The sequence below is a fragment of the Bradyrhizobium genosp. SA-3 genome, from assembly GCF_004212635.1.
GTDB lineage: Bacteria > Pseudomonadota > Alphaproteobacteria > Rhizobiales > Xanthobacteraceae > Bradyrhizobium.
Genome location: NZ_PSRT01000126.1, coordinates 1 through 24,349 on the forward strand (window position 1 = coordinate 1; position 24,349 = coordinate 24,349).

Sequence of the window (24,349 nt, forward strand, 5' to 3'; positions counted from 1 at the left end):
GCGACCTTTTCCTCCAACGAAATACGTTCTGTCATCTCGCAATCCTCCTTCTGGCAAGATTGAATGCGTCTGCGCGCAACCGTGACACCAACTGTCGGGGCGCTATCTCCCTTTGGCAAAGCCAGATTGACGTCCCCCGCAATCGACAACGCGTCCGCTTTCGGGAAGTTCGCTGATGTCCGCTTATGGCCCGTCGGCGAAACTGGGGATAGCCTTTTAGAGTTCTGCTTCGCAGGGTCTAGCGGACGCGAATTGCTCTCGTTGAGCTCTTCTCAGTTTGACCCGAAGGCGAAGATCGCGATAGCGCCCGGACGTCAGCAGCTGACGCCAGACCGGACGTGGTGGCGACGCGGCCAAATCGACGCGAATGACCCTCAACGGACGTTTACTTGGGGTCGCTTCCCGCCAATTAGCTTAAGGATATAATCTGGCCAGCCTCCAGTCGGACTGCTGCCAGGTTCAGACCCATGAAGCGGTGGCGCTTAGTCAGCATTATCTGCATGGTTGTCACTGCGGGCCTGCTGGGTGCCGGGGCCCTTGTCGTCGGCCAGTCACGCGTGCCGACAGAAGCCATTGCATTCTCGGTAACACGTACACCGGAGCTTATGGAACGCGCGTGGCGCCTGCCAGTGGCCGCCACATTCCACGGGAACGTGAACTGGCAATCAAATAGCTCTCGTTGCGGACCTGCAGCTGTTGCGAATGCGTATAAGTCGCTCGGCGAGACGGCAAGCACGGAGGATAAGGTGTTGGCCGGTACCGGGCGGTGCTGGACGGGCTTATGCATCCTGGGTCTCACGCTTGACGAACTGGCCGAGGTGGCGCGGACCAACACGAGCCGCAAGGTCACGATCTTGCGTAATCTCAGCGAGGGCCAGTTTCTGGAACATTTGCGTCGCTCCAACGATCCAAGCCGACGCTACATCGTGAATTTCAATCGCGCGCAAATTTTTGGTGCTGGTGTTGGACATCATTCGCCCATTGGCGGCTATCTGGAAGCCGACGATCTAGTTTTCGTGCTCGATGTCAATTCCAATTACCAGCCATGGCTGGTCGAGCGAAAGCGGCTGTTCGCAGCTGTGAATACGTACGATGGCGATAAGAAGCGCGGGCTGCTGCTGATCGAGTAATTGCAAATCCCTGCAGCCCTGAGCTGAAGATGGCGAGCGAGGCGGTGGAGGTGACCAGGCGATCGAATAAAACAAGGCTGCGACCAGCTGCCTTGCGACGGGTCTGCTCGTGGCCCCTGAGTCGAACAGCACTCCGGCCGTCACGACGTCGGCTGTATGATGTGGTCCGGATTCCGATGAAGCACTTTCTGGAAGGACAGTCGGTTTTAGCGTGTCTCCCTGTTTTATTTTTGCTGGGCGGTTGTGCCGGAACGATGCCCGAGTGTAATTCTTTGGATGCGCGTAATACAGTGATTAAGATCGTTTCGGACGACAGCAACAACGCGCTTGTCAACTACGCCGTTATGAATTCGAGCGCAGTTGCGGCGATGATAAGTCATGCGACCACAGAGGCCGAAAAACTAGCGATTTGGGAAAAGGCGAGACAAGGTGCCGCTTATAGGTTGGATGATGCGATAAGCACAAATTCAAGAAGCAAAGCCAAGCGAGCAGTTACCTGTACCGGGTTGTTGTATGCGACGGTTGAGGATGTGACAGCGCAAAAGGAGGTGGACTTCGAGGTGGAACTAACCGCAGACGGCAAGATTTCCGTTTCGGTCAGTCCGTTTCAATTTTGACCGATGCCGCGTCTGGCGACTTGAGGTAGGGCGAATTGGGGTTTGTCTCCGAGATGGTCTGCTTATCGGAGTAGACAGGAAGTCAATTGTCCGCGTTTCGAATGACACTTCTGACCCATTGCGGACAATGCGCTGACGTTGGTCGTTTGAGCGCATTCTTAGGTATTTATTAGCACAGGATTGAGCAGAGTAGTCTATGTTGTCCGAGGTTCGTACATTGCCGGACAGGATTTCGTCGGACGCATGCATTCAGCATTCATTTGGTATTTTCTATCCATGAAGGGCCGCATCGGCCGTCAGGAATTTGCCCTAGGGCTCTTCGGGCTTGTGCTGATCGATATGCTCGTCGTGCGCATGGGGCGGAAGCTCGCTGACTCGGGGCCACGACACTACAACGTCAACCCTCCGGTCGACTGGTCCATTCTCCATATTCTCCTTTTAGTCTCGCTGTGGCCGCTTGCCGCAATCCTCGTGAAGCGACTGCACGACTTCAACCTCTCGGGTTGGTGGGCTCTCACCATCTTCGCGATCCCTCACATCGACCGCGCCCTCGGCGTTCCGTATTGGCTTCCGTACCTGCTAGTGGCAGCAACCCTGAGTGCGCTTCCCGGTTGGCCTGGCGACAATCGATTTGGCCCAGACCCGCTACCGCGCATCGGAATTTAGTAAGCCTCAAGCAGATTGGACAGGCGTCTGAACGAGAGCGCTGAAAGGTCGGCGCGATGTCGCCTGTTGGCCCGTAGCAGACCTTGGCCTATGCTTCGTCGATTTCCGCTTTGTAGGCCCACACCCTAATACGCCTGCTTGGCGTCCGCCTCTTCGCTGGTCTGGATCAGGTCGAGACTCTGCTCGATCTTGCCGAGCAGGGCCGAGAGCTGCTTGCGCTCCTGCGCGGAGAGGCAGGCGAGGATCTCGTCTTCCCGCCGCAGCAATTGCGGGAATAGCTCCTCATAGAGCGCGCGGCCCTTCGTCGTCAGTTGCAGGCGGAATTCGCGGCGGTCGGCTTCGTTCTCGACCCGCTCGATCAATCCCTGCTGCAGCAGCATCGTCACCGCCCGGCTGATGGTCGATTTGTGCGTGCGGGTGCACTGCGAGATGAATTGCGCGCTACAGGCGTCGTTGCGGAAGCCGAGCGTGGCGATCACGCGCCATGCCGGAATGTCGAGGCCATGCCGCTCCTGATATTCCACCGCGAGCGCGGAACTCACCTCCGCCGCGAGCCGGTTGAGGCGGAACGGCACGAACTTGAACAGATCGAGCCGAGGCTTTGGTCGCGGCGAAGCCTCGTCGGCTTGCCGTGCCTTCAGCGCGATGTCGCTGGATGTCCTCGCCAAGGAGAGTGCTCCGAATTCCAGTTGACGGCCGGCGGCTCCGGTCCAAAATAGTTGCACGTGAGACTATCTAGCAGATCAGTCCTCTCCTGACCAGAGCGAAAGGTTAGCGCATGGCGCAGGCCAAATCCCAGTTCGGCTATCGCCGCCACCCCGATCAGGATCGTCCGGGCCAAGACCCGGCCGCGCATCCGGTCGTGGTCGTTGGTGCGGGCCCGGTGGGGTTGTCGCTCGCGATCGATCTTGCCCAGCGTGGCCAGCGCGTCGTGCTTCTGGACGATGCCGACCGTATCGGCGAAGGCTCGCGCGCGATCTGCTTCTCGAAACGTTCGCTGGAATATTGGGACCGCCTCGGCGTCGGCGACCGCATGGTCGAGAAGGGCGTGGTGTGGAGCGTCGGCCGGATCTTCCACGGCGAGTCGCAGCTCTACCAGTTCAACCTGCTGCCCGAGGACGGCCACAAGCGGCCGGCCTTCATCAACCTCCAGCAATATTACGCCGAAGCCTATCTGGTCGATCGCATCCAGGATCTGCCTGCGATCGACCTGCGCTGGCGCAACAAGGTGACGGCGCTGGAGCAGCGCAATGATTCGGTTGCGCTGACGATAGAAACGCCGGAGGGCGCCTATCGGCTGCACGCGCAATATGTCATCGCCTGCGACGGCGCGCGGTCCTCGCTGCGACAGATGGTCGGCGCCGAGTTCGCGGGACAGGTGTTCGAGGACCAGTTCCTGATCGCCGACGTCAAGATGACCGCGGAATTCCCGACTGAACGCTGGTTCTGGTTCGACCCGCCGTTCCATGCCGGACGTTCGGCGCTGCTGCACCGGCAGCCCGACGATGTCTGGCGCATCGACCTCCAGCTCAATCGCTACGCCGATCCCGTCGTCGAGAAGAAGCCGGAAAACGTGCGGCCGCGCATCGCGCGTATGCTTGGCCATGACAAGTTCGAGTTCGAGTGGATCTCGCTGTACAAATTCCAATGCCGGCGGATGGACCGCTTCATCCATGGCCGCGTGATTTTTGCCGGCGATTCCGCGCACCAGGTCTCGCCCTTCGGCGCGCGCGGCGCCAACTCGGGACTCGAGGACGCCGAAAACCTCTCCTGGAAGCTCAATCGCGTGCTGCGCGGGACTTCACCCGCGAGCCTGCTCGAGAGCTACCATGCCGAGCGCAGCATGGCGGCCGACGAGAACATCCGCGAATCCACCCGCTCGACCGATTTCATGGCGCCGAACTCGCACCAGGAAGCGCGGCTGCGCAAGGCGGTGCTGTCGCTCGCCAAGGAGACCGAGTTCGGCAAGCGCATGGTCAATGGCGGCCGGCTCTCGGTGCCATGCAGCTACGACTCGCCGCTGTCCTCGCTCGATGCGGATACGTGGCGCGGTGGACCGTCGCCCGGCTGTTCCATGGTCGACGCGCCCGTCGCAACGCGCGCCGGCGAGCAGATCTATTTGACGGATGCCTTCCGCAAGGATGGAACGGACTTCACCTTGCTGTCGTTCAGCAATGGCGCGCGATCGATGTGCCCGATGGCATCAAGGGCATCTGCATTGGAGATGAGGGCGGACTTGCCGATCCCTCGGGCCTGGTCGCAAAGCGCTACGGCGCCGAGCCGGGTGCCGCCTATCTGCTGAGGCCCGACGGTTATGTCGCGGCGCGCTTCCGCCGGCCGACGCGCGCGACGATCGCGGCGGCGCTGGCGCGGGCCGAAGGTTTGTATTGAGGTTTCGTATGCCGCTCTCCACCAGCTCCAACTTCGCGCGTCCCGATGATGCCTTTCGCGCCATCGTCGAGGCCCATCGCGGCCTCACCGAGGAGCAGAGCGCCGACTTCGACGCGGCGCTGGTCCTGATCCTCGCCAACCATATCGGCGACATCGACGTGCTGCGCGAGGCGATCGGGCTTGCCAAGCGGCGCATGATCGACGGCCAGCAGCAACAACAGCAACAACAATAACCAAGTGACTTGAAGGACGAATTGATGGCGAAGAACTTCGCATCCACCGGCGATCTCTCCGAGAAGAAGATCATCTTCTCCGAGATCGGCACCGATCTCTACGCCTTCACCGCCGAGGGCGATCCGAACACGGCCGTCATTGTCGGCGACGACGGCTGCCTCGTGTTCGATGCACAGGCAACGCCCGCGATGGCCAACAAGGTGATTGAGCGCGTGCGCACCGTCACCAACAAGCCGATCAAATATGTCGTGCTGTCGCACTATCATGCGGTGCGCGTGCTGGGCGCATCCGCCTACAAGGCGCAGGGTATCGTCGCCTCGCAGGAGACCTATCGGCTGATCGAAGAGCGCGGCAAGCAGGATTGGGATTCCGAATACGGCCGCTTCCCGCGCCTGTTCCAGGACGCGCAGAGCATCCCCGGCCTGACCTGGCCGACGCTGACCTTCGAAGGTGAGATGTCGATCTATCTGGGCAAGCGCGAGGTACGCCTGATGCAGCTTGGTGCCGGCCACACCTCCGGCGACATCGTCGCCTGGGTGCCGGATGCCGAGGTGATGTTCTCCGGCGATCTCATCGAATATCACTCGGCCTGCTATTGCGGCGATGCGCATTTGCGCGAATGGCCGCTGACGCTGAACGAGATCCGCAACTTCAATCCCAAGGCGATCGCGCCGGGCCGCGGCGATGCCCTGAAGGGTCTCGCCACCGGGCGTGAGGCCATCGCGATGACGCGCGATTTCGTCTCCACACTCTATGGCGCGGCCGAAATCTCCGTCGCCAAGGGCCGCACCTTGAAGGAGACGATGGCGGCGACGCGCGAGGTGATGGATCCGAAATTTTCGAGCTTCGCCATCTACGAGCACTGCCTGCCGTTCAACGTGTCGCGCGCCTTCGACGAGGCCTCGGGCATCGACGACCCCGTGATCTGGACCGACAAGCGCGACCAGGAAATGTGGGCGAACTTGCAAGGAGGAGGATAGTCATGAACATCAACACCTCGCCCGATCAGATCGTTCGCAGTTCCGCACAGGTGACGCCGGGCTATATGTCCGGCTTCGGCAACAGTTTTGAGACCGAGGCGCTGCCGGGCGCGCTGCCGATCGGGCGCAACTCGCCGCAGCGCTGCGCCTATGGCCTCTATGCCGAACAGCTGTCGGGTTCGCCCTTCACCGCGCCGCGCGGCAGCAATGAGCGCTCCTGGCTCTATCGCATCCGCCCGTCGGTGAAGCACTCCGGCCGCTTTGAGAAGATCGATGCCGGGCTGTGGCGCTCGGCGCCGTGCCACGAATACGATCTGCCGATCGCGCAACTGCGCTGGGATCCGACGCCGATTCCGCAGGAGGAGGTGACCTTCCTCCAGGGCGTGCAGACCATGACGACCGCCGGTGACGTCAACACGCAGGCCGGTATGGCGGCGCATGTCTACCTCATCACCAAGTCGATGGTGGACCAGCATTTCTACAATGCCGACGGCGAGCTGATGTTCGTGCTTCAGCAGGGCGTCTTGCGTCTCGTCACCGAGTTCGGCCGCATCGATGCAGAGCCCGGCGAGATCGTGGTGATCCCGCGCGGCGTCAAGTTCCGCGTCGAGATTCCGAACGGACCGGCGCGTGGCTATCTCTGCGAGAATTACGGCGGCGCCTTCACGATGCCGGAGCGCGGGCCGATCGGTGCCAATTGCCTCGCCAATGCGCGCGACTTCCTGACGCCGGTCGCGAACTACGAGGACAAGGACGCACCGACCGAACTCTACGTGAAATGGGGCGGCTCGCTGTTCAAGACCACGTTGCCGCATTCTCCGATCGACGTCGTCGCCTGGCACGGCAATTACGCGCCCTATAAGTACGATCTGCGCACGTTCTCGCCGGTCGGCGCGATCAGCTTCGACCATCCTGATCCGTCGATCTTCACGGTGCTGACCTCGCCGTCGGAGACGGCGGGCACCGCGAATATCGACTTCGTGATCTTCCCCGAGCGCTGGATGGTCGCCGACAACACCTTCCGCCCGCCCTGGTATCACATGAACATCATGAGCGAGTTCATGGGCCTGATCTACGGCGTCTACGATGCCAAGCCGCAAGGCTTCATCCCCGGCGGCATCAGCCTGCACAATTGCATGCTGCCGCACGGGCCCGATCGCGACGCGTTCGAGCATGCCAGCAATGGCGAACTGAAGCCCGTGAAGCTGACCGGCACCATGGCCTTCATGTTCGAGACCCGCTACCCGCAGCGCGTCACCGCGCATGCCGCGAAATCATCGACGCTGCAGGACGATTATGCGGAGTGCTGGAAGGGTCTGGAGAAGCGGTTCGATCCGAACAGGCCGTGAGGCTTCTTACCCTCCCCTGGAGGGGGAGGGTCGATCGCGCGTAGCGCGAGCGGGGTGGGGTGACGGTCTCTCCGCAATGAACACTGTCCGTGCTGAGAGATCACCCCACCCCGTCTCATCTTTCGCTGCGCTCAATATGAGCCGACCCTCCCCCTCCAGGGGAGGGTGACACCCTCACCGCTGCGCCACGGGAAACCAATGCCCCACCCCAACGACCCCAGCCTCCGCTCCTTCATCGAGGTCGACCCTTCTTCCGACTTCCCGATCCAGAACCTGCCCTATGGCGTGTTCTCGACTGCAGCCAACCCGACGCCGCGGATCGGTGTCGCGATCGGAAACTACGTGCTCGATCTCTGGGAGCTCGAGCAGGACTCGCGGCTCGATGTCGGCCCGCTCGGTGTGTTCTCCGGGCCCTCGCTCAATCCCTTCATGGCGCTGGGGCCGAAGGTCTGGACCAAGACGCGGGCACGGATCAGCGAGCTCTTGCGTCACGATCATCCGGAGCTGCGCGACAACGAGGAGCTGCGCAGCCGCGCGCTGGTGCCGATGCGCGATGCAAAACTGCATCTGCCCTTCACCGTCTCCGGCTACACCGATTTCTATTCGTCGAAGGAGCACGCCACCAATGTCGGCGTGATGTTCCGCGGCAAGGACAATGCGCTGCAGCCGAACTGGCTGCATATGCCGATCGCCTATAATGGCCGCGCCTCCACCGTCGTGGTGTCAGGCACCAAGGTGAAGCGCCCGCGCGGGCAGCTGAAGCCGCCGAACGTCGAGCTCCCGAGCTTTGCGCCCTGCAAGCGGCTCGATTTCGAGCTGGAGATGGGTGTCGTGATCGGCCAGCCATCGCCGATGGGCGGCATGCTCACGGAGAGCCAAGCCGAGGAGATGATCTTCGGTTTCGTGCTGCTCAACGATTGGAGCGCGCGCGACATCCAGCAATGGGAATATGTGCCGCTCGGCCCGTTCCTCGCCAAGGCGTTCGCGACCTCGATCAGTCCGTGGGTGGTGACGCGCGAGGCGCTGGAGCCGTTCCGCCTGAATGGGCCGGAGCAGGCGCCGGCGCCGCTCGACTATCTCAAGCAGAGCAAGCCGCAGAACTGCGACATTGCGCTCGACGTGTCCTTGCGTGCCGCCGGCGCCAACGCCTCCGCCAGCATCAGCCGCACCAATTTCAAGTACATGTACTGGTCCTCGGTGCAGCAGCTCATGCACCACGCTTCCAGCGGTTGCGCCATGAATGTCGGCGATCTCCTAGGGAGCGGCACCATCTCCGGCCCGGAGAAGGATCAGCGCGGCAGCCTGCTCGAGATCAGCTGGAACGGCACCGAGCCCGTGGAATTGCCCGGCGGCATCAAGCGGTCGTTCCTGGAAGACGGCGACAGCCTCGTCATGCGCGGCTGGTGCCAGGGCAATGGTTATCGCGTCGGGTTCGGCGAGGTTGAGGGGACGATTCTGGCGGCGGAGTAGCGCGCGCCGCCACCACGACCACCGTCATTGCGAGCGCAGGTCTCGTAGGGTGGGCAAAGGCGCATCAGCGCCGTGCCCACCATCCTTCGGCGATCGCAGCGACCATGGTGGGCACGCTTCGCTTTGCCCACCCTACGAGACCTATCGCTCCTCCGGCGGCACTTCGCTGTCATTGCGAGCGCAGCGAAGCAATCCAGAATCTCTCCGCGGAGGGATTCTGGATTGCTTCGTCGCAAGGGCTCCTCGCAATGACGGTGTGGCAGCAGTTCACCGCCTCTCCGGCGGCACCTCGCGTATCCGCGCGCAATGCGCGGCGACGTCGTCCAGGCTGTACTTCAGATGCACGCGCTTGTCGGACGGCACCTGCTTGGTCGTGCATACACCCGGCCGCCATTCCTGCGCGGGCCTGATCGGGCGCGGGGCAAAGCCGCCGCCGCAGTTCGGGCAGACGTTGAAGAGTTTCGTCTCGACGCAATCCGCACAGAACGTGCATTCATAGGAGCAGATCCGCGCGTCCGTTGCATCAGGCGGCAAGTCGCGGTCGCAATATTCGCAGTTCGGTCGAAGCTGGAGGGCCATGGTTGAATCTCCCGGATTGATCGGGATCATCGCAGATCGCGCCCGCGGCGCGAATGCCGTAGTTCCCTCGAATTCAGCCGGGCTCCAGGCGATTGCCTGCTCCGCTAGCGCCCCGCTTTCCACGCCGCCGTCACCCCGGCGATCTCCGCTGCCTCCGGCTCGCGGACGGCCGAGGGCGTGCGTGAGAAGCGTGGCGCGGGCGCGGGCTGCTTCACGCCGTGACGCTCGAAGAAGACGTTGCGGGCGACCATATGCGGGTGTTGCGTGGCTTCCGACATGGTCAGCACCGGCGCGAAGCAGATGTCGGTGCCTTCCATGATCTTGCACCAGTCCTCGCGCGTCTTGCTCTTGAACACCGCCTTCAGCTTCTCCTTCAGCGCCGGCCAGGCGTTGCGGTCCATCTGCGCGTCGAAATCGGCGTCGGTCAGGCCCGCGTGTTCGCGCAGCAGCGCGTAGAATTGCGGCTCGATCGAGCCGATCGAGACGAAATGGCCGCAGGCGCATTCGTAGACCCCGTAGAAATGCGCGCCGCCGTCGAGGAAGTTCTGGTTGCGCTCCTCGGTCCAGCGTCCCATCGTGGTCATGTCGAAGAAGAACGACATCAGTGACGCCGCGCCGTCGCACATGGCGGCATCGACCACCTGGCCCTTGCCGGACCTTTGCGCTTCGAGAAGCGCCGCAAGCACGCCGACCACGAGATAGAGCGCGCCGCCGCCGAAATCGCCGACCAGATTGAGCGGCGGCACTGGTGCCTCTTTAGGTCCGATCGCGGCGAGCGCGCCGGTGATGGAGATGTAATTGATGTCGTGGCCGGCGGCGTTCGCAAGCGGCCCCTCCTGGCCCCAGCCGGTCATGCGGCCGTAGACCAGCTTCGGGTTGCGCGCGAGCACCACGTCAGGCCCGAGCCCGAGCCGCTCCATCACGCCGGGACGGAAGCCTTCGACCAGCGCATCGGCGCTGGCGAGCAGGTCGAGAACTTGCGCGATCGCCGCCTTGTCCTTGAGGTCGAACTCGATCACCTTGCGGCCGCGGCCCGCCACCGACTTCATGCTCTTCTTGGCGCCGATGCGATCGAGCGTGACGACGTCGGCGCCCATGTCGGCCAGCATCATGCAGGCGAACGGGCCGGGTCCGATGCCGGCGAATTCGACGATGCGGAAGCCCGAGAGCGGGCCGGAGGCGCGGACGGACGAGCCATCTGATTTTTGTTGGGCTGGTTTATCGAGCACGTTGTTGTTTCCTCGGGTCACGGGCGGATGCCGGTGATCCGGCAATGGCCTCGGACATTGCTCTTTGGGTCGAGTTAATTGGCTGATTAACTTTTCTCGCCTTCACACCAGCGAGGCAAGCGGTTTTCATGCCGCATGGCCAAAATAAAAACGGCGCGCACCGAAGTGCGCGCCGCGGAAAATTTGTGTCGAGGCGCTAAAGCGCGATCGTCAGCCCGCAGCGGCCACCGCGCGCTGCGCCATCACTTTGACAAGGTTGGCGCGGTACTCGGCCGTGCCGTGGATGTCAGCCAGCAATCCGCTCGCGGAAATATTGACGCTGTCGATCGCCGATGGCGACCAGTTCGCCTTCAACGCGGCTTCGATGGCGGGCACCCGCATCACGCCGCTCTGCGAGGCGCCGGTGGCGGCGACGCGGATCTCGCCTGACTTGGTCTGCGCCACGAACACCCCGGTCAGTGCGAAGCGCGAGGCCGGATGCCGCATCTTGGCGTAGCCCGCCTTCGCCGGAACCGGGAACGACACCGCGGTGATGATCTCGCCGTCTTCGAGTGCCGTGGTGAACAGGCCCTTGAAGAAATCATCCGCCGAGATCGACCGCTTGTTGGTCTTCACGGTGGCGCCGAGCGCGAGCAGTGCGGCGGGATAGTCGGCAGCGGGATCGTTGTTGGCGATCGAGCCACCGATCGTGCCGCGATAGCGCACCGCGGGGTCGCCGATCAGCGACGCCAGATAGGCGAGTGCCGGAATCGCCTTCTTCGCGGCGTCGCTGGTGGCGACGTCATGATGCGGCGTGGCGGCCTTGATGGTCAGCGTGTCGCCGGAGGCCTCGACGCCGATCATGTCCTTGATCCTGCCGAGGTCGATGACGTCTGACGGATTGGCGAGCCGCTGCTTCATGACCGGCAGCAGGGTTTGTCCGCCGGCCAGGAATTTCGCCTCGCTGCTCTTGCCGAACAGGCTCACGGCTTCGTCGACCGAGGAAGCCCGATGATAGGTGGTCTGGTACATCTTCGTTCCTCCCTCTTAAGCCGCGTGGATCGTGCGCCACACCCTGTCGGGGGTCGCGGGCATTTCCAGATTGTTCTTGCCGATCGCATCCGTGATCGCGTTGATCACGGCTGCAGAAGCGCCGATCGCGCCGGCCTCACCGCAACCCTTGATGCCCAGGGGATTGCCCGGGCACAGCGTCGTGGTGTGGGAGAGGTTGAACGAGGGCAGGTCGTCGGCACGCGGCATGGAGTAATCCATGAACGAGGCCGTGACCGGCTGGCCGTTGGCGTCGTAGATCGCGTGCTCGAGCAGCGCCTGCCCGATGCCTTGGGCGAGGCCGCCATGGACCTGTCCCTCGACGATCATCGGGTTGATCAGCCGGCCGAAATCGTCGGCCGCAACGAAGTTGACGAAGGATGTCTTGCCGGTGCCGGGATCGACCTCGAGCTCGCAGATATAGGCGCCGGCCGGGAACGTGAAGTTGGTGGGGTCGTAGAAGGCGCTCTCCTTCAGGCCCGGCTCCATCCCCTCAGGCAGATTGTGCGCGGTGTAGGCCGCGAGCGCGACCATCGGGAAGGCGATCGCCTTGTCGGTGCCCGTCACCTTGAACTCGCCGTTCTCGATGACGATGTCGGCCTCGGAGGCCTCCAGCGCATGCGCGGCGATCTTCTTGGCCTTGGACTCCATCTTCTCCATCGCCTTCAGGATCGCGGTAAGACCGACGGCCGCCGAGCGCGAGCCGTAGGTGCCCATGCCGAACTGCACCTTGTCGGTGTCGCCATGGACGATCGAGACCTGGCTGATCGGAACGCCCAGGCGGTCGGCGACGAGCTGGCAGAACGTGGTCTCGTGACCCTGGCCGTGGCTGTGCGATCCCGTGAGGATCTCGATGGTACCGACCGGATTGACGCGCACCTCGGCCGATTCCCACAGGCCGACGCCGGCACCCAGGCTGCCGACGGCTTTTGACGGCGCGATGCCGCAGGCCTCGATGTAGCAGGACACGCCGATGCCGCGCAGCTTGCCTTGTGACTCTGCCTGTGCCTTGCGGGCAGGGAAGCCGGCATAGTCGATCGCCTTCATCGCGGCATCGAGCGAGGCGTTAAAGTCGCCGGTGTCATAGGCCATGATCACAGGCGTCTGGTGCGGGAACTGGGTGATGAAGTTGGTCCGGCGCAGCTGGGCCGGATCGACCTTCAGCTGCCGTGCCGCCGTCTCCATCAGCCGTTCCAGCAGGTAGCTGGCCTCGGGGCGGCCGGCGCCGCGATAGGCGTCGACCGGCGTGGTGTTGGTGTAGACGCCGATCACCTCGGCATGGATCGCCGGGATGTTGTATTGGCCCGACAGTAGCGTTGCGTAGAGATAGGTCGGCACCGACGACGAGAACAGCGACATGTAGGCGCCGAAATTGGCGTAGGTCTTCACCTTCAACCCGGTGATCTTGTTGTCGGCGTCGAAGGCCATCTCGGCATGGGTCACATGGTCGCGGCCATGCGCGTCGGTGAGGAAGGCTTCGGTGCGGTCGCCGGTCCATTTCACGGGACGACCGACCTTCTTGGAGGCCCACAGCGCCACCATCTCTTCGGGATAGATGAAGATCTTCGAGCCGAAGCCGCCGCCGACGTCGGGCGCGATCACGCGCAGCTTGTGCTCGGGGGCGATGTTGTAGAACGCCGACAGCACGAGGCGGGCGACGTGCGGGTTCTGCGACGTCGTGTAGAGCGTGAAATGCTCTTCCGCCGCGTCGTAATCGGCGATCGCCGCGCGGGGCTCCATCGCGTTCGGGGCGAGGCGGTTGTTGGTGACGTCGAGCTTCACCACATTGGCGGCCTTCGAGAAGGCTGCATCGACCGCACCCTCATCGCCGATCACCCAATCATAGACCTGGTTGCCGGGGGCTTCGGGATGCAGCTGCGGCGCGCCGGCCTTGATCGCGGCGTGCATGTCGGCGACCGCGGGAAGCTCCTCGTAATCGACGACGACAGCTTCCGCCGCGTCGCGCGCGAGATTCTTGCTCTCGGCGATCACGACAGCGACGGCCTGCCCAACGAAGCGCACCGTCTCCGGCGCCATCGCCGGCCATGCGCCCATCTTCATCGGGCTGCCATCCTTGGAGGTGATGGCCCAGCCGCAGATCAGGTTACCGACCTTGTCGTCGACGAGCTGCTGTCCCGTGAGCACCGCGACCACGCCCGGCATCTTCAAGGCGGCAGAGGAGTCGATCCCCTTCACCTTGGCATGCGCGTGCGGGCTTCTGATGAAATAGGCATGAGTCATGCCCGGCAATTTGATGTCGTCGACGTAGCGGCCCTTGCCGGTAATGAAACGCTTGTCTTCCTTGCGCACGACGCGCGCGCCGATGCCTTCAACACCCATGGCTGGTCCTCCCGACCGGAAATTTGTTGACCTGCGCTTTCCATCGAAAGCGGCAGTGGTTTTCTTGTTCGCGACGGCCGCTACTCGGCCGCCTGCGCAACCTTCATGCGACCGGCCGCATCCAGCACGGCTTTGACGATGTTGTGGTAACCGGTGCAGCGGCAGATATTGCCCTCGAGCTCTTGACGGACGGTGGCCTCGTCGAGCTGGCCGCCAGATCCTTGAGCTTGATGGCGCTGCACGATGTCGATGGCCGACATGATCATGCCCGGCGTGCAATAGCCGCATTGCAGGCCGTGATTGTCGCGGAAAGCGGCCTGCATCGGATGCAGCTCATCGCCCTTGGCGATGCCTTCGATCGTGGTGACGCTCGCGCCGTCGGCCTGTCCCGCCAGCATGGTGCAGGATTTCACGGCACGACCGTCCATATGCACGACGCAGGCGCCGCACTGGCTGGTGTCGCAGCCGACGTGGGTCCCCGTGAGGTTGAGGTGATCGCGCAAGACGTGGACCAGCAGCGTGCGGTCCTCGACGTCGACAGCAACGGCCTTGCTGTTGACCGTCAGTTTGACTGTAGACACGTGAAGTCCTCCCAGAATGATTTTGATTGGTTCTAATTAGAAACAGCGCAACGGAACTTTGCAACTGGCATTTTGGTGACCTCGCGTCATGGAAAGGTCATCGTGGCGGCCGGCACGGCGCGCGATTCGATCATGATGCGCCAAGCCGCCGCCAACGCATGGCGCGACCGCAAGGTAGGTTCGGAAAGTTCTCATCGCGTCCGCGGACAACGTCGCATCGTCGAAGCCGCGTACCGCCGTCGCTCGCCTGCGAGCTCAGCCCTCCCGCACGTTGTTCTCCCTTGGATGTCTTGTTCCCTAGGTGAATAGGAGCACGCGCGCGCGGCTTTGCAATCGCGATCTTGGTAGTAGGCGGCGGGACGCTAAGCCATTGATTTTATTGCGCGTGCACCCTGGACCTGCCGAGCGCCTGATGTCGCTGCGCCGGCCCTCGCGCCGCGTCGGCGAGGGCGCCGGCGGCGTGGCCGGCTTCGCCAAGGGCGGCGCGAAGTCCAGGCTCGAGGGAGAGGCGGCGACGTCACCACCCTGCATTGCGAAGCCGAGGCTCAGATCGGCGGCAAGCTCGCGCAGCTCGGCTCGCGGTTGATCGATTCGACGTCGCGAAAACTTGCCGCGCATTTCTTCGAGAGCTTCGCGGCGGTGGTAGCGCCATCATCGTGACTGCGGCGCACGATCGCTGCGCGATGCCCGATGCGTGCGGCCGGCTTGCGCGCGACATTGCCAAGCTGACGAAGTAGTGGGGCGAGGCAAGGTCAACACAAACTCCCCTGTCGTCCCGGACAAGCGTAAGCGCAGATCCGGGACCCATAGCCACAGGCCGACGTGGTTACGGGGACTCGGAGTTATCAGCCTGCGCCAAACTAAGTCCTGTGGTTATGGGTCCCGGATCAGCGCTCACTTCGTTCGCTTGTCCGGGACGACGACCGAGAGTGAGGCGATGTCGTCGGTCCCTACACTCGCTTGGTGCGTTTCCACCTGAAAATCAAGGCAAAGAGCCGAGATTCGACAACGAGATGCGCGGCGAAAGCCGCCGACGATTTGCACTACTACCTTCCGCCTATACTAAGCGCGAAAAGCCGATGCTGTAATTTGCGCGATGGCTCGCAGGCAAACTGCGCATCGGGAGCGCAATGCGTTCCAGCGCCCAACCGGCGTACACAACAACACCGCGGAGGGAATACATGACCTTTGGAACGAAGGGTTTTTTGGCTGGTATTTCGATGGTTGCGATGCTGGCCGCTGGCACATCAGGCGTCCGTGCCAACGACTCGCTGATCAAGGCGCAATCCGATTCGAACCAGTGGGCCGTTGCCGGCCACGATTACGGCAATACGCGTTACAGCCCGCTCAAGCAGATCAATACCGAGAACGCCGGCAAGCTGACGCTCGCCTATTCGTTCTCGCTGGCGTCGTTGCGCTCGAACGAATCCTCGCCGATCGTCGTCGGCAACACGCTGTACGTCTCGAGCTCCTGGGGCCCGAAATACGTCTATGCGCTCGATGCCGCGACCGGTGCGCGCAAATGGACCTGGGAGCCCGAAATTCCCGATGACGTGCTGCAATATGCCTGCTGCGACGTGAACAACCGCGGCGTCTCCTATGCCGACGGAAAGATCTTCGTCGGCCGCCTCGACGGCAAGCTGACGGCGCTCGATGCCGCGACCGGCAAGGCGCTGTGGACGACGAAGGTCGTCGATTACAAGCAGGGTTCGGTCATCACCTCGCCGCCGCTGGTCGTGCGCGACAAGGTCATCACCGGTTTCGGTGGCGGCGAGTACGGCGTGCGCGGTTCGCTCCAGGCCTTCGACATCAACAGCGGCAAGCAATTGTGGCAGACCTTTACGGTTCCCAGTCCGGATGAGCCCGGCGGCGACACCTGGAAGGGCGATTCCGCCCAACATGGCGGCGGTGCGGCCTGGCTGGTTGGCTCGTACGATCCCAAGAGCGACACCGTTTATTGGGGCACCAGCAATCCCGGTCCGTGGAACACCGGCGTTCGTTCGACCGGAGACGGCAATTTCGGCAAGCTGACCAACCTCTACACCGCCTCGACGCTCGCGCTCGATCCCAACACCGGCAAGATCAAGTGGCACATCCAGACCACGCCGGCCGATGCCTGGGACTATGACGGCGTCAACGAGGCCGTGCTCGCGGATCTCAAGATCGGCGGCAGCACGGTGCCGGCGCTGATGAAGGCGGATCGCAACGGCTACTTCTTCGTCGCCAACCGTGAGACCGGCAAGGTGCTCTCGGCGGAGAAATACGTCTTCTCCAACTGGGCGAAGAAGTGGGACGTCAACACCATGCGGGCAGTCGAAGATCCGGACAAGCGTCCGGGGCCGGGTCATCCTGCCAAGGACATCTGTCCGAACCTGATTGGCGGCAAGAACTGGCAACCGATGTCGTTCAATCCGCAGACCGGGCTCGTCTACATCCCCTCGAACAATGTCTGCATGGACTGGTCGGTTTCCGACGTCGCCTACAAGCGCGGCGTGTTCTATCTCGGCGCCGAATTTCCGACCAAGGAAGGCCCCGGCGGCTTCCTCGGCGAGCTCGTGGCCTGGGATCCCATCGCCCAGAAGAAGGTCTGGTCGATCAAGGAAGACCTGCCGTTCAACGGCGGCACGCTGACCACCGGCGGCGGCCTCGTGTTCGCCGGTAACATCCATGGTGACTTCCGCGCCATCGATGCGAAGTCCGGCAAGGTGCTGTGGAGCAAGAATCTCGGCTCCGGTATCGGTGCGGGCCCGGTGACCTACAGTGTCGACGGCAAGCAATACGTCGCCATCGTCGTCGGCCGCACGGCTGCATTGCCCGCGTTCCTGGGCGAGGTTGGGAAGAAGATGACGGCCGCAGCCCCCGAGGGCGGTTCGCTCTTCGTGTTCTCCGTCCAGTGACGACTCGCGCGCGTATCCCAGAGGAGACGGGATACGCGCGCGCTTTCTCGACATCGCGCGGCGATGGCATAGGCCAGATCTCGGTCCGGATCCTGTGCCGCCACGCTTGGTCCAACAATTCCCACCTGCCGGAGATGAGGATGCGTCCGATCAATCCAGGAAATGGCAACAGCCGACATCGCACCATCGCGGGACTGCTCGCATGGGCCGCCGCGTCCGCGCTGATTGCACCGGCCGCAACCGCTCACGCAGACGAGGCGAAGCCGTTCCGTCTGTGCGCCGATCCGACCAATCTGCCGTTCTCGAGCGATAATCCGTCGCGGCCGGGCTTCTATGTCGAAATTGGCCAGGCGCTGGCGCAGGCGCTCGGCCAACCGATCACTTACGATTGGTACAAATCCTATTTCGGCAAGCGCACCGTGCGGGTCACGCTGCTGGGCAAGCAATGCGACGCCATGATCGGCTTGCCGCGCTCCGAGGATTTCATGGGGCCTGCCGTGATCTTCTCCAGCACCTTTGCGAAGGAAGGCTACGCCCTGGTCGCGGCGAAAGGTCAGGCGATCGGCGGCGTGGACGACCTCAGGGGCAAGCGCGTCGCTGTCCAGTACGCCAGCACACCACAAAACCTCCTTGCGACACGTGACGACATCCAGAAGGTGACCGTGCTGTCGCCCGAGGAGGCCATGCAGGCGCTCGATCAGGGCAGGGCCGACGTCGCCTTCATCTGGGGGCCCGTCGCCGGCTGGTTGAACATGACCGCCTATCATGACCGCTATCAAATCCGGCTCACCGAAGGCGAAGGCCTGTCATGGGATGCCGCCATCGGTTTTGCGAAGGGTTCGACCGAGCTGCGCGATCGCGTCGATGCGATCCTGCCGACGCTTCAGAGGACAATCGCCGATCTCGCGGTGAAATACGGCTTGCCGGCCGGACAGCCTGTCCGCTTTGGCGCAGCCCAGGCTGTGCCGGCGGGAACCACGACAGGAACGGGCCCCGGGCCGAGCGTGACGCAGGTCGCAAATGTGGTGGCAACCGAGATCAAGGGCGATGCATCTGCGCCGAATGCGGAGACCATCGGCGCGGGCAAGGAGATCTTCAACGGAACTTGCGCGCATTGCCACGGCCCCGACGCCATCCAGAGCGAACGGAAGATCGATCTGCGGCTCTTGCGTCACCGCTACGGCGACGACATGCGCGACACGTTCTGGAAGACCGTGCACGAGGGACGCCCCGCCAAGGGCATGCCGGCCTGGAAGGAGGTCTTCACCGAGGACCAGTTCGACAGCATCTATTCCTTCCTGCTGACGGTCCAGGTCGAATCGAACGACTGAACGGCCTTGACCGGACGGGATCGGGAAGATGTGGTAGCGTCCATACTGCATCTTTCCGACGCCGGACCGGCGCAGGATCGGTGCGCTGCCGCCGCTCGTGCGGTGGATCCTTTGGAAGGCGCCATGGCCAGCTTCCTGATCATCGACGATCATCCGCTGTTTCGCGAAGCGCTCGGCAATGCAGTGCGGCTGGCTTTGCCGGAGGCCCGCATCCTGGAGGCGATGTCGATCGAGGACGCCCTGCACATCCTGTCGGCCGAACAGGGGATCGACCTCGCGCTGCTCGATCTGTCGCTGCCGGATGCGACCGGCTTCTCCGGCTTTCTCCGCTTGCGCGAAACCTATCCGCGCCTGCCGGTCGCCATCGTATCGAGCGAGGAGGACCAGCATGTGGTCCGCGAAGCGCTGGCGCTCGGCGCGGCCGGCTATCTCCCGAAGTCGACGTCGAAGCGCGAGCTGGCCCAGTCGATCGAGGGCGTGCTGTCCGGATCGGTATCGGTGCCCCGAGATTTCGTGGCGACGCCGCAGCGGCGAAAAGCCGAGTCCAGCAAGGCCCTCGAGGTCAAGCTCCGCGAGCTCACGCCGCAGCAGCTTCGGGTGCTTGACCTGCTTCGTCGCGGCTATCCGAACCGGCAGATCGCGCAGGAGCTACAGCTCGCCGAATCCACGGTGAAAGCGCACATCACCGAGATCCTGCGCAAGCTCGGACTGTTCAGCCGCAACAAGGCGATCATCGAAATCGGCAAGATGGACCTGCCCGATCCCAGGAGCCGGCCCTATGCGAAGGCTGACCGCGGGAGGCCGCAATGATCCGCGCCGTCATTCTTGACCTGGATCAAACCGGCTCGAGCCGGCTGATACATGCTCGGTTCAATCTCGAACCCGGCAACGATTTGGGAATGGCTCACGCGTGATGCGATTTCTGATTGTCGAAGACCATCCGTTGTTTCGCGAGGCGCTCGAAGGCGCGCTGCAAATGGTGGCGCCCGGGGCCGACATCCTGCAGGCGACGTCGATCGACGGCGCGCTCGAACAGCTGTCCGCGGGCGCCGAGCTCGATCTGCTGCTCCTCGATCTGTCGATGCCGGGCACGACCGGCCTCTCGGGCATCATTCGCATCCGCAAGGCATTCCCGAAGGTTCCCGTCGTCATCGTGTCGGGTCATCAGGATCCGCGCATCATCTCCGGCGCCTTGTCGCTCGGGGTCGCCGGCTACATCCTCAAATCCTCGTCCAAGCAGGAGCTTGCCCAGTCGATCGGCGAGGCGCTGCAGGGTCTCGTCTGTATTCCCGACGCCTATCGCGCACTCCGGCCGCGGCGGGCGGCCCCAAGTCCCGCACATGATCTGCTGAAACGGCTGCATGATCTGACGCCGCAGCAATTGCGGGTCCTCGAAATGCTCAAGCGCGGCCTGCAGAACAAGCAGATCGCCTATGAGCTAAAGATTTCCGAGACCACCGTGAAGGTCCATGTCTCGGACATCCTGCGCAAGCTGAACGTGCTGAGCCGCACCAAGGCGATCGTCGAAATGTCGAAGATCGATTTCGCGACGCTGGCAGCCGAGGGCGCCATGTCGAGGCGCGAGCGTGCCCAACCGGATCAGCAGTGACGCGAATTTCTTCCGTCCCGCCCCGTCGATTGACGGCCGTTCTGTCGATGACTTTGCTTAAGAATCAACATCTTGGCGGAATGTAGTTTGTTACCGCTACTGTGCATGGGGTTGTTTTTCGATAATTTTGTGTGACCGTCGCACCAGCTAGCTCAGCAGGAACGACAGCAGCGCGCGCATCTCGGCAGGCTTGACCGGCTTCTTCAACACTTCGAGGCCGGAGAGGCTCGCTTGCTTGGCGGCCTTCTCGGAGTAGTCGGCGGTGATGATCATCGCGGGCACGTCGAGCTTCAGTTGCTGCCGGATGTCGGCTATCGCCGACAATCCGCTTTCGCCGTGATCGAGATGAAGATCGGCGATGACCGCGTCGGGCGCGCCGCCCAGCTCGCTGAGACGCAGCAGCGCTTCCGCAGTCGATCGCGTGGTCGCGACATCGCAGCCCCAGCCTTCCAGCAAGGCGGCCATGGCCTCGGAGCCGGATGGATCGTTCTCGACCAGCAGGATCTTGGCGCCTTCGAGGCCACCATAGTGACGTTCGGTGAGCTTGGTCTCGTGCACCTCGTCGCTGACCTCGGCAAGATCGGCCGGCTCCAGCTCCAGGAGGAACGTCGATCCTTTGCCGACCTGCGACGACAGCTGCACTGCATGTCCGAGCACCGTCGCGAAACGGCGAACGATGGAGAGACCGAGCCCGAACCCGGCCTGGTCGGTTGCGCTGGCCTCACCGCGCTGGAATTCGCGAAAGATTGCCTCCTGTTGCGCCTGCGCAATTCCCGGCCCGGTATCGGAGACCTGGACGCAGATGCGGTTGTTTCGGCGCCTGCAGCCCATCACGACGCCGCCGCTGCGGGTGTAGCGGATGGCATTGGCAAGCAGATTTTGCAGGATGCGCCGGAGCATCATCACGTCCGACGACACCGCGAGCGGCGAGTTGCGGATGCGCAAGGACAGGCCTTGCCGTGCGGCGATCGGCGCGAACTCGTTGCGGAGCTGCTCGAACAGCGGCGCGAGCGCCAACGGACGCACGTCGGGCCTGAGCGCGCCGGCGTCGAGCTTGGCGATCTCCAGCAACGACCGCAACAGGTCCTCCAGCGTCACCAGCGAGCGGTCGACCTGGTCGATCAGCAGACCCGCCTCCCGCGTCTCCATCATCTCGGCCAGTGCCGAGAGCGTCAGGCGCGCCGCGTTCAGCGGCTGCAACAGGTCGTGGGTGACCGAGATCAGAACGGACGATTTGAGTGAGCTTGCGGCCTCGGCCTGCTGCTTGGCGCGATACAGACCCTCATTGGCGCGCTCGATCGAATGCAGCGCCTCGCGCAACTGGTGCGTCCGGTCTCGAACCTGGCGGTCGAGCGCGATGGCTGTCTCGAACAGCGAGAAGGCATTGAGCTGCTGGTCCATCGAGCGCTCGACGCGGGACATCAGCGCGGCATTGATCTTCTTCAGCTTCGCGGTTTCCCGCTGCAGCTGCTCGACCGTTTCGTTGTTCTGCCATAGCCCGGTCACGAGGAGCGCCTGCCGATGGCGACGCCCGTGAACGTCTGGTTCACATGCATCGAGCCGAACTGTTCGCCGTAGGTATGAAAACCGACCACGCGGTTCTGGCGGTAGAGCTCTGACATGTCGCGGGCGAGCTGGTGCTGCTCGGCGTCGAGCCGGCGCAGCAGGCACTCGAAACCGATATAGAGCGAGACCTCGCCGATCTGGTCGCGCGTTTCCGCGAAGGCCTCGCGCGTCGTGCCGACGAGGCTGCGCGATGTCGCCGCCGTCAGCACCATGCCCTCGTCGATGGCGCAAAAGAAGTGCAGCGAGCCGTCCGGTTCGACGCGCTGGATCGACCGGGCGTAGTAGGAGCCGCCGACGCGGACCAGAACCGGATGCGAGGCGAACGAGAACGGATCGAGCTTGGCGTCCATGATCCCGACGACGCGGGAATATTCCTGGGCCGCGGGCTCGGCGTTCAGCTCCCTGACCGTTCGATTCTCGATGTCGGCCTCGGTGACCACCATCTTCTGCGGCCGCGGTTCGAAATTGTCGCATTTGAACACACGGAAGGGCAGCGACGTGCTCAAGAGGATCAGGAGAGCGGCATTCGTGTACGCCTTGCCGTCGAGGAACACCCAGGTCCGCTCGAAGCGCATCCCGTCGCCCGCAGATCCACCGACGATCGGAATGTCGTCCAGCGAGGCATAGATCGCGGACATCACCGCTTCTTCCCGGCGGCACAGGCCGTCGATCAGGACCAGGCCGAACGGATTTCCGCGCTCGATCTGGGAAGACACCCGCAGCAGCTCCTGCCGAAGCTCGGCGCCGATCCTGCGGCCGTCCTCGACGCGAAAACTGTCGAGATTGAGGATGGGGCGCACCACGGCCGAGAAGTCGGCTCGGCTGAACGCGAGAGCGACGACGCTGTTCTCGTCCCAGCCGTCGGGAGCCAGCTCGCCGGCAGTGGTGCAACCGCAGACCGGGACTCCGTCAAATTGTCGGCTGATCTCGGCGATGAATTGGTGCGGATCGTAGCTCGGGGAGACGAAGAGCAGAATGAGCGCCAGCTCGTCGGAGGGGAGTTGGCCGGCGAGGTCGGCAACGGCTTGCTCGGCGCCCGCGACCTTCGACTTCGCGACAGCAACGCCAGACGCACCGCCAAACCGAAAGTCGGTTTGCCCCACTCCGTTTCTCCCCTCGAGGGCCCGCTCGGTCTAATGCCAAGTGCCTGACAAGTGTCCAAAGAGTATGGCCTTTTTCGCCCGGTCGCAACTCGGCGGCCAGGTCCGCGGGGCGCGTGTTCCGCACTAAGCCGTCGTTGCGGAGGAGGGGCGGACGAATTTACCGCCCCTTGACGATTCTGCCCTAATTTTCATCGCCGGTCCGGAAGGGGCTGCTTCCAGGCCGCGTTGCACTAGCAAGAACAGATCTTGGGGGTTGGAATGTCCGGGCGTACCGCATCGCCGTCGAAGCGCACACTATTTCCGACCCTCAGGTTTCGTACCAAGATCATTCTGGGTTTCGCCGCAGTGCTGGTGATTTCCGCCGGCAGCATGGCCTTCTCCTATTTCGGCTTTGAGCGGGTTTCCTCAGGGGTCGGGTCCTACCGCACCAGCGTCTCCGAGGCCGACCTTGCCCGCAACATCGACCGCGAGCTGCTCGGCTATCGTTCGGCCGCCCGTTACTTTGTCGTGACAGGCAAGGAGGACGACGCCAAGGCGGCGCTGGAGGCGGAAGCCAGCCTGAAGGCCGCGATCGACCAGGCCATCAAGAGCGCCAAGAAGCCGGCGCGGCAGGAGAGCCTCAACAAGCTCGCCAAGGAGTTTTCCAATTTCTCGGCGACCTTTGCCAAGATTTTGCAGGCCAAGCGCGACAGCGCGCTGCTGGTCCAGAACCAGCTCCAGCGCAACGCCAATCTCCTGAAATACAAGCTCGACGACATCGGCAACAACGCCTCCGACGCGGAAGCGCAGGCGATCGAGTTCGGCACCAAGCAGGTCAATGCCCAGTTCCAGACCGCAAGTTCTGCCGCGAGCAATTTCATCCTCAATTCCGACCAGGCGGTCGCGGCAAGCGCGCTGGCGCGGCTGAAATTCGTCGATAACTCGCTCGGTGCGGTCTATTCCATGGACGACAAGATCGTCGCCGGGCTGAAGGACGCCAAGGCGCTGCTGGGAGCCTATCGGCAAGCGCTGGAGAAGCTGATCGCCAACGCCAAGATGATCGATGACCTCGTGACCGAAATGAGCGGCTCGGCCGGGGCGATCCTTCAGGGCGCCACCGCCATGAAGGCGGACCTCGTCGCCGAACAGCAGCGGCTGGATGCGCAGTCGGAAGCGACCATCGGGCAGACCGAGCAATTGGTGCTGATCCTCGCCGTCGGTGGCACGCTGCTCGGTGCGGTCCTCGCCTTCCTGCTCGGTACCGGCATG

At 63.2% G+C, this 24,349-nt stretch carries 19 protein-coding genes and 3 pseudogenes; 14 read left to right on the forward strand and 8 right to left on the reverse strand.

Going from position 1 to position 24,349, the window contains the following annotated elements:
* Positions 1-467 precede the first annotated feature (467 nt).
* The 3 genes from CWO91_RS32635 to CWO91_RS32645 all read left to right on the forward strand — a co-directional run bounded on the left by CWO91_RS32635 (position 468) and on the right by CWO91_RS32645 (position 2,413).
* On the forward strand, positions 468-1,130 hold the full coding sequence (locus tag CWO91_RS32635; protein WP_130219631.1) for a phytochelatin synthase family protein: 663 nt from the start codon (positions 468-470) through the stop codon (positions 1,128-1,130).
* A gap of 176 nt (positions 1,131-1,306) precedes the next feature.
* The gene (locus tag CWO91_RS32640) at positions 1,307-1,747 is read left to right on the forward strand and encodes a hypothetical protein (protein WP_130219633.1); all 441 of its coding nucleotides are present in this window, start codon (positions 1,307-1,309) and stop codon (positions 1,745-1,747) included.
* Between the two features lie 243 nt (positions 1,748-1,990).
* Positions 1,991-2,413, forward strand: coding sequence for a DUF805 domain-containing protein (locus tag CWO91_RS32645; protein WP_130219635.1), 423 nt, complete (start codon positions 1,991-1,993; stop codon positions 2,411-2,413).
* 125 nt (positions 2,414-2,538) lie between these two features.
* Here the strand turns inward: CWO91_RS32645 and CWO91_RS32650 are convergent, their stop codons facing one another.
* Positions 2,539-3,081, reverse strand: a complete 543-nt coding sequence (locus CWO91_RS32650) for a MarR family winged helix-turn-helix transcriptional regulator (RefSeq protein WP_130219637.1) — start codon at positions 3,079-3,081, stop codon at positions 2,539-2,541.
* Between the two features lie 110 nt (positions 3,082-3,191).
* Between CWO91_RS32650 and CWO91_RS32655 the strand changes: the two are divergent.
* The 5 genes and pseudogenes from CWO91_RS32655 to fahA all read left to right on the forward strand — a co-directional run bounded on the left by CWO91_RS32655 (position 3,192) and on the right by fahA (position 8,837).
* A pseudogene (locus CWO91_RS32655) lies at positions 3,192-4,804 on the forward strand (FAD-dependent oxidoreductase).
* 8 nt (positions 4,805-4,812) lie between these two features.
* Complete coding sequence (locus CWO91_RS32660; RefSeq protein ID WP_025032749.1) at positions 4,813-5,037, forward strand: DUF2783 domain-containing protein; 225 nt, start codon at positions 4,813-4,815, stop codon at positions 5,035-5,037.
* 24 nt (positions 5,038-5,061) lie between these two features.
* Entirely contained in the window at positions 5,062-6,018 is a 957-nt protein-coding gene (locus tag CWO91_RS32665; protein ID WP_130219639.1) for an MBL fold metallo-hydrolase, read from the forward strand.
* A gap of 2 nt (positions 6,019-6,020) precedes the next feature.
* Positions 6,021-7,367, forward strand: a complete 1,347-nt coding sequence (gene hmgA, locus CWO91_RS32670; protein WP_165405881.1) for a homogentisate 1,2-dioxygenase — start codon at positions 6,021-6,023, stop codon at positions 7,365-7,367.
* A 198-nt stretch (positions 7,368-7,565) separates the two neighbouring features.
* On the forward strand, positions 7,566-8,837 hold the full coding sequence (gene fahA / locus CWO91_RS32675; protein WP_130219643.1) for a fumarylacetoacetase: 1,272 nt from the start codon (positions 7,566-7,568) through the stop codon (positions 8,835-8,837).
* A 267-nt stretch (positions 8,838-9,104) separates the two neighbouring features.
* On the opposite strand, the gene CWO91_RS32680 is transcribed toward fahA, so the two are convergent.
* The 5 genes from CWO91_RS32680 to CWO91_RS32700 form a co-directional block, all read right to left on the reverse strand.
* Entirely contained in the window at positions 9,105-9,416 is a 312-nt protein-coding gene (locus tag CWO91_RS32680; RefSeq protein ID WP_128930748.1) for a DUF1272 domain-containing protein, read from the reverse strand.
* Positions 9,417-9,520: 104 nt separating this feature from the next.
* Complete coding sequence (locus CWO91_RS32685) at positions 9,521-10,645, reverse strand: CaiB/BaiF CoA transferase family protein (RefSeq protein ID WP_130219645.1); 1,125 nt, start codon at positions 10,643-10,645, stop codon at positions 9,521-9,523.
* Positions 10,646-10,855: 210 nt separating this feature from the next.
* Positions 10,856-11,656, reverse strand: a complete 801-nt coding sequence (locus tag CWO91_RS32690) for an FAD binding domain-containing protein (protein ID WP_130219646.1) — start codon at positions 11,654-11,656, stop codon at positions 10,856-10,858.
* 15 nt (positions 11,657-11,671) lie between these two features.
* Positions 11,672-14,014: a xanthine dehydrogenase family protein molybdopterin-binding subunit gene (locus CWO91_RS32695; RefSeq protein ID WP_130219648.1), complete on the reverse strand. Its 2,343-nt coding sequence runs from the start codon at positions 14,012-14,014 to the stop codon at positions 11,672-11,674.
* Positions 14,015-14,094: 80 nt separating this feature from the next.
* Positions 14,095-14,595 carry a (2Fe-2S)-binding protein gene (locus tag CWO91_RS32700; RefSeq protein ID WP_130219650.1) on the reverse strand — a complete coding sequence of 167 codons (501 nt, stop codon included), beginning with the start codon at positions 14,593-14,595 and terminating at the stop codon, positions 14,095-14,097.
* A 433-nt stretch (positions 14,596-15,028) separates the two neighbouring features.
* On the opposite strand from CWO91_RS32700, the pseudogene CWO91_RS32705 reads away from it, so the two are divergent.
* The 5 genes and pseudogenes from CWO91_RS32705 to CWO91_RS32725 all read left to right on the forward strand — a co-directional run.
* Positions 15,029-15,255 (forward strand): annotated as a pseudogene (locus tag CWO91_RS32705) (SRPBCC domain-containing protein); the annotation flags it as partial.
* 521 nt (positions 15,256-15,776) lie between these two features.
* Positions 15,777-17,492 carry a PQQ-dependent methanol/ethanol family dehydrogenase gene (locus CWO91_RS32710; protein ID WP_128940953.1) on the forward strand — a complete coding sequence of 572 codons (1,716 nt, stop codon included), beginning with the start codon at positions 15,777-15,779 and terminating at the stop codon, positions 17,490-17,492.
* Positions 17,493-17,626: 134 nt separating this feature from the next.
* A complete protein-coding gene (locus CWO91_RS32715; protein ID WP_165405882.1) occupies positions 17,627-18,823 on the forward strand; it encodes a c-type cytochrome in 1,197 nt (398 codons plus the stop codon).
* 123 nt (positions 18,824-18,946) lie between these two features.
* Complete coding sequence (locus CWO91_RS32720) at positions 18,947-19,633, forward strand: response regulator (RefSeq protein ID WP_130219654.1); 687 nt, start codon at positions 18,947-18,949, stop codon at positions 19,631-19,633.
* Between the two features lie 103 nt (positions 19,634-19,736).
* On the forward strand, positions 19,737-20,432 hold the full coding sequence (locus CWO91_RS32725; RefSeq protein ID WP_165405883.1) for a response regulator: 696 nt from the start codon (positions 19,737-19,739) through the stop codon (positions 20,430-20,432).
* Positions 20,433-20,579: 147 nt separating this feature from the next.
* Here CWO91_RS32725 and CWO91_RS32730 read toward each other — a convergent pair whose 3' ends face one another.
* Positions 20,580-21,938, reverse strand: a complete 1,359-nt coding sequence (locus CWO91_RS32730; RefSeq protein ID WP_130219657.1) for a hybrid sensor histidine kinase/response regulator — start codon at positions 21,936-21,938, stop codon at positions 20,580-20,582.
* Positions 21,935-23,101, reverse strand: coding sequence for an FIST N-terminal domain-containing protein (locus CWO91_RS32735; RefSeq protein WP_130219659.1), 1,167 nt, complete (start codon positions 23,099-23,101; stop codon positions 21,935-21,937). Before CWO91_RS32735 ends, CWO91_RS32730 begins: the two co-directional genes overlap by 4 nt.
* A 258-nt stretch (positions 23,102-23,359) precedes the next feature.
* On the opposite strand from CWO91_RS32735, the pseudogene CWO91_RS32740 reads away from it, so the two are divergent.
* Positions 23,360-24,349: pseudogene (locus CWO91_RS32740) on the forward strand (methyl-accepting chemotaxis protein); the annotation flags it as partial.

Bases quoted from the DNA above. Each gene is read 5' to 3' on its own strand.
- CWO91_RS32725 (WP_165405883.1), top strand. From the start codon at position 19,737: ATGCGATTTCTGATTGTCGAAGACCATCCGTTGTTTCGCGAGGCGCTC.
- CWO91_RS32710 (WP_128940953.1), top strand. From the start codon at position 15,777: ATGACCTTTGGAACGAAGGGTTTTTTGGCTGGTATTTCGATGGTTGCG.
- CWO91_RS32695 (WP_130219648.1), bottom strand. From the start codon at position 14,014: ATGGGTGTTGAAGGCATCGGCGCGCGCGTCGTGCGCAAGGAAGACAAG.
- CWO91_RS32720 (WP_130219654.1), top strand. From the start codon at position 18,947: ATGGCCAGCTTCCTGATCATCGACGATCATCCGCTGTTTCGCGAAGCG.
- hmgA (WP_165405881.1), top strand. From the start codon at position 6,021: ATGAACATCAACACCTCGCCCGATCAGATCGTTCGCAGTTCCGCACAG.
- CWO91_RS32645 (WP_130219635.1), top strand. From the start codon at position 1,991: ATGCATTCAGCATTCATTTGGTATTTTCTATCCATGAAGGGCCGCATC.
- CWO91_RS32715 (WP_165405882.1), top strand. From the start codon at position 17,627: ATGAGGATGCGTCCGATCAATCCAGGAAATGGCAACAGCCGACATCGC.
- fahA (WP_130219643.1), top strand. From the start codon at position 7,566: ATGCCCCACCCCAACGACCCCAGCCTCCGCTCCTTCATCGAGGTCGAC.
- CWO91_RS32640 (WP_130219633.1), top strand. From the start codon at position 1,307: ATGAAGCACTTTCTGGAAGGACAGTCGGTTTTAGCGTGTCTCCCTGTT.
- CWO91_RS32660 (WP_025032749.1), top strand. From the start codon at position 4,813: ATGCCGCTCTCCACCAGCTCCAACTTCGCGCGTCCCGATGATGCCTTT.
- CWO91_RS32690 (WP_130219646.1), bottom strand. From the start codon at position 11,656: ATGTACCAGACCACCTATCATCGGGCTTCCTCGGTCGACGAAGCCGTG.
- CWO91_RS32635 (WP_130219631.1), top strand. From the start codon at position 468: ATGAAGCGGTGGCGCTTAGTCAGCATTATCTGCATGGTTGTCACTGCG.
- CWO91_RS32665 (WP_130219639.1), top strand. From the start codon at position 5,062: ATGGCGAAGAACTTCGCATCCACCGGCGATCTCTCCGAGAAGAAGATC.
- CWO91_RS32680 (WP_128930748.1), bottom strand. From the start codon at position 9,416: ATGGCCCTCCAGCTTCGACCGAACTGCGAATATTGCGACCGCGACTTG.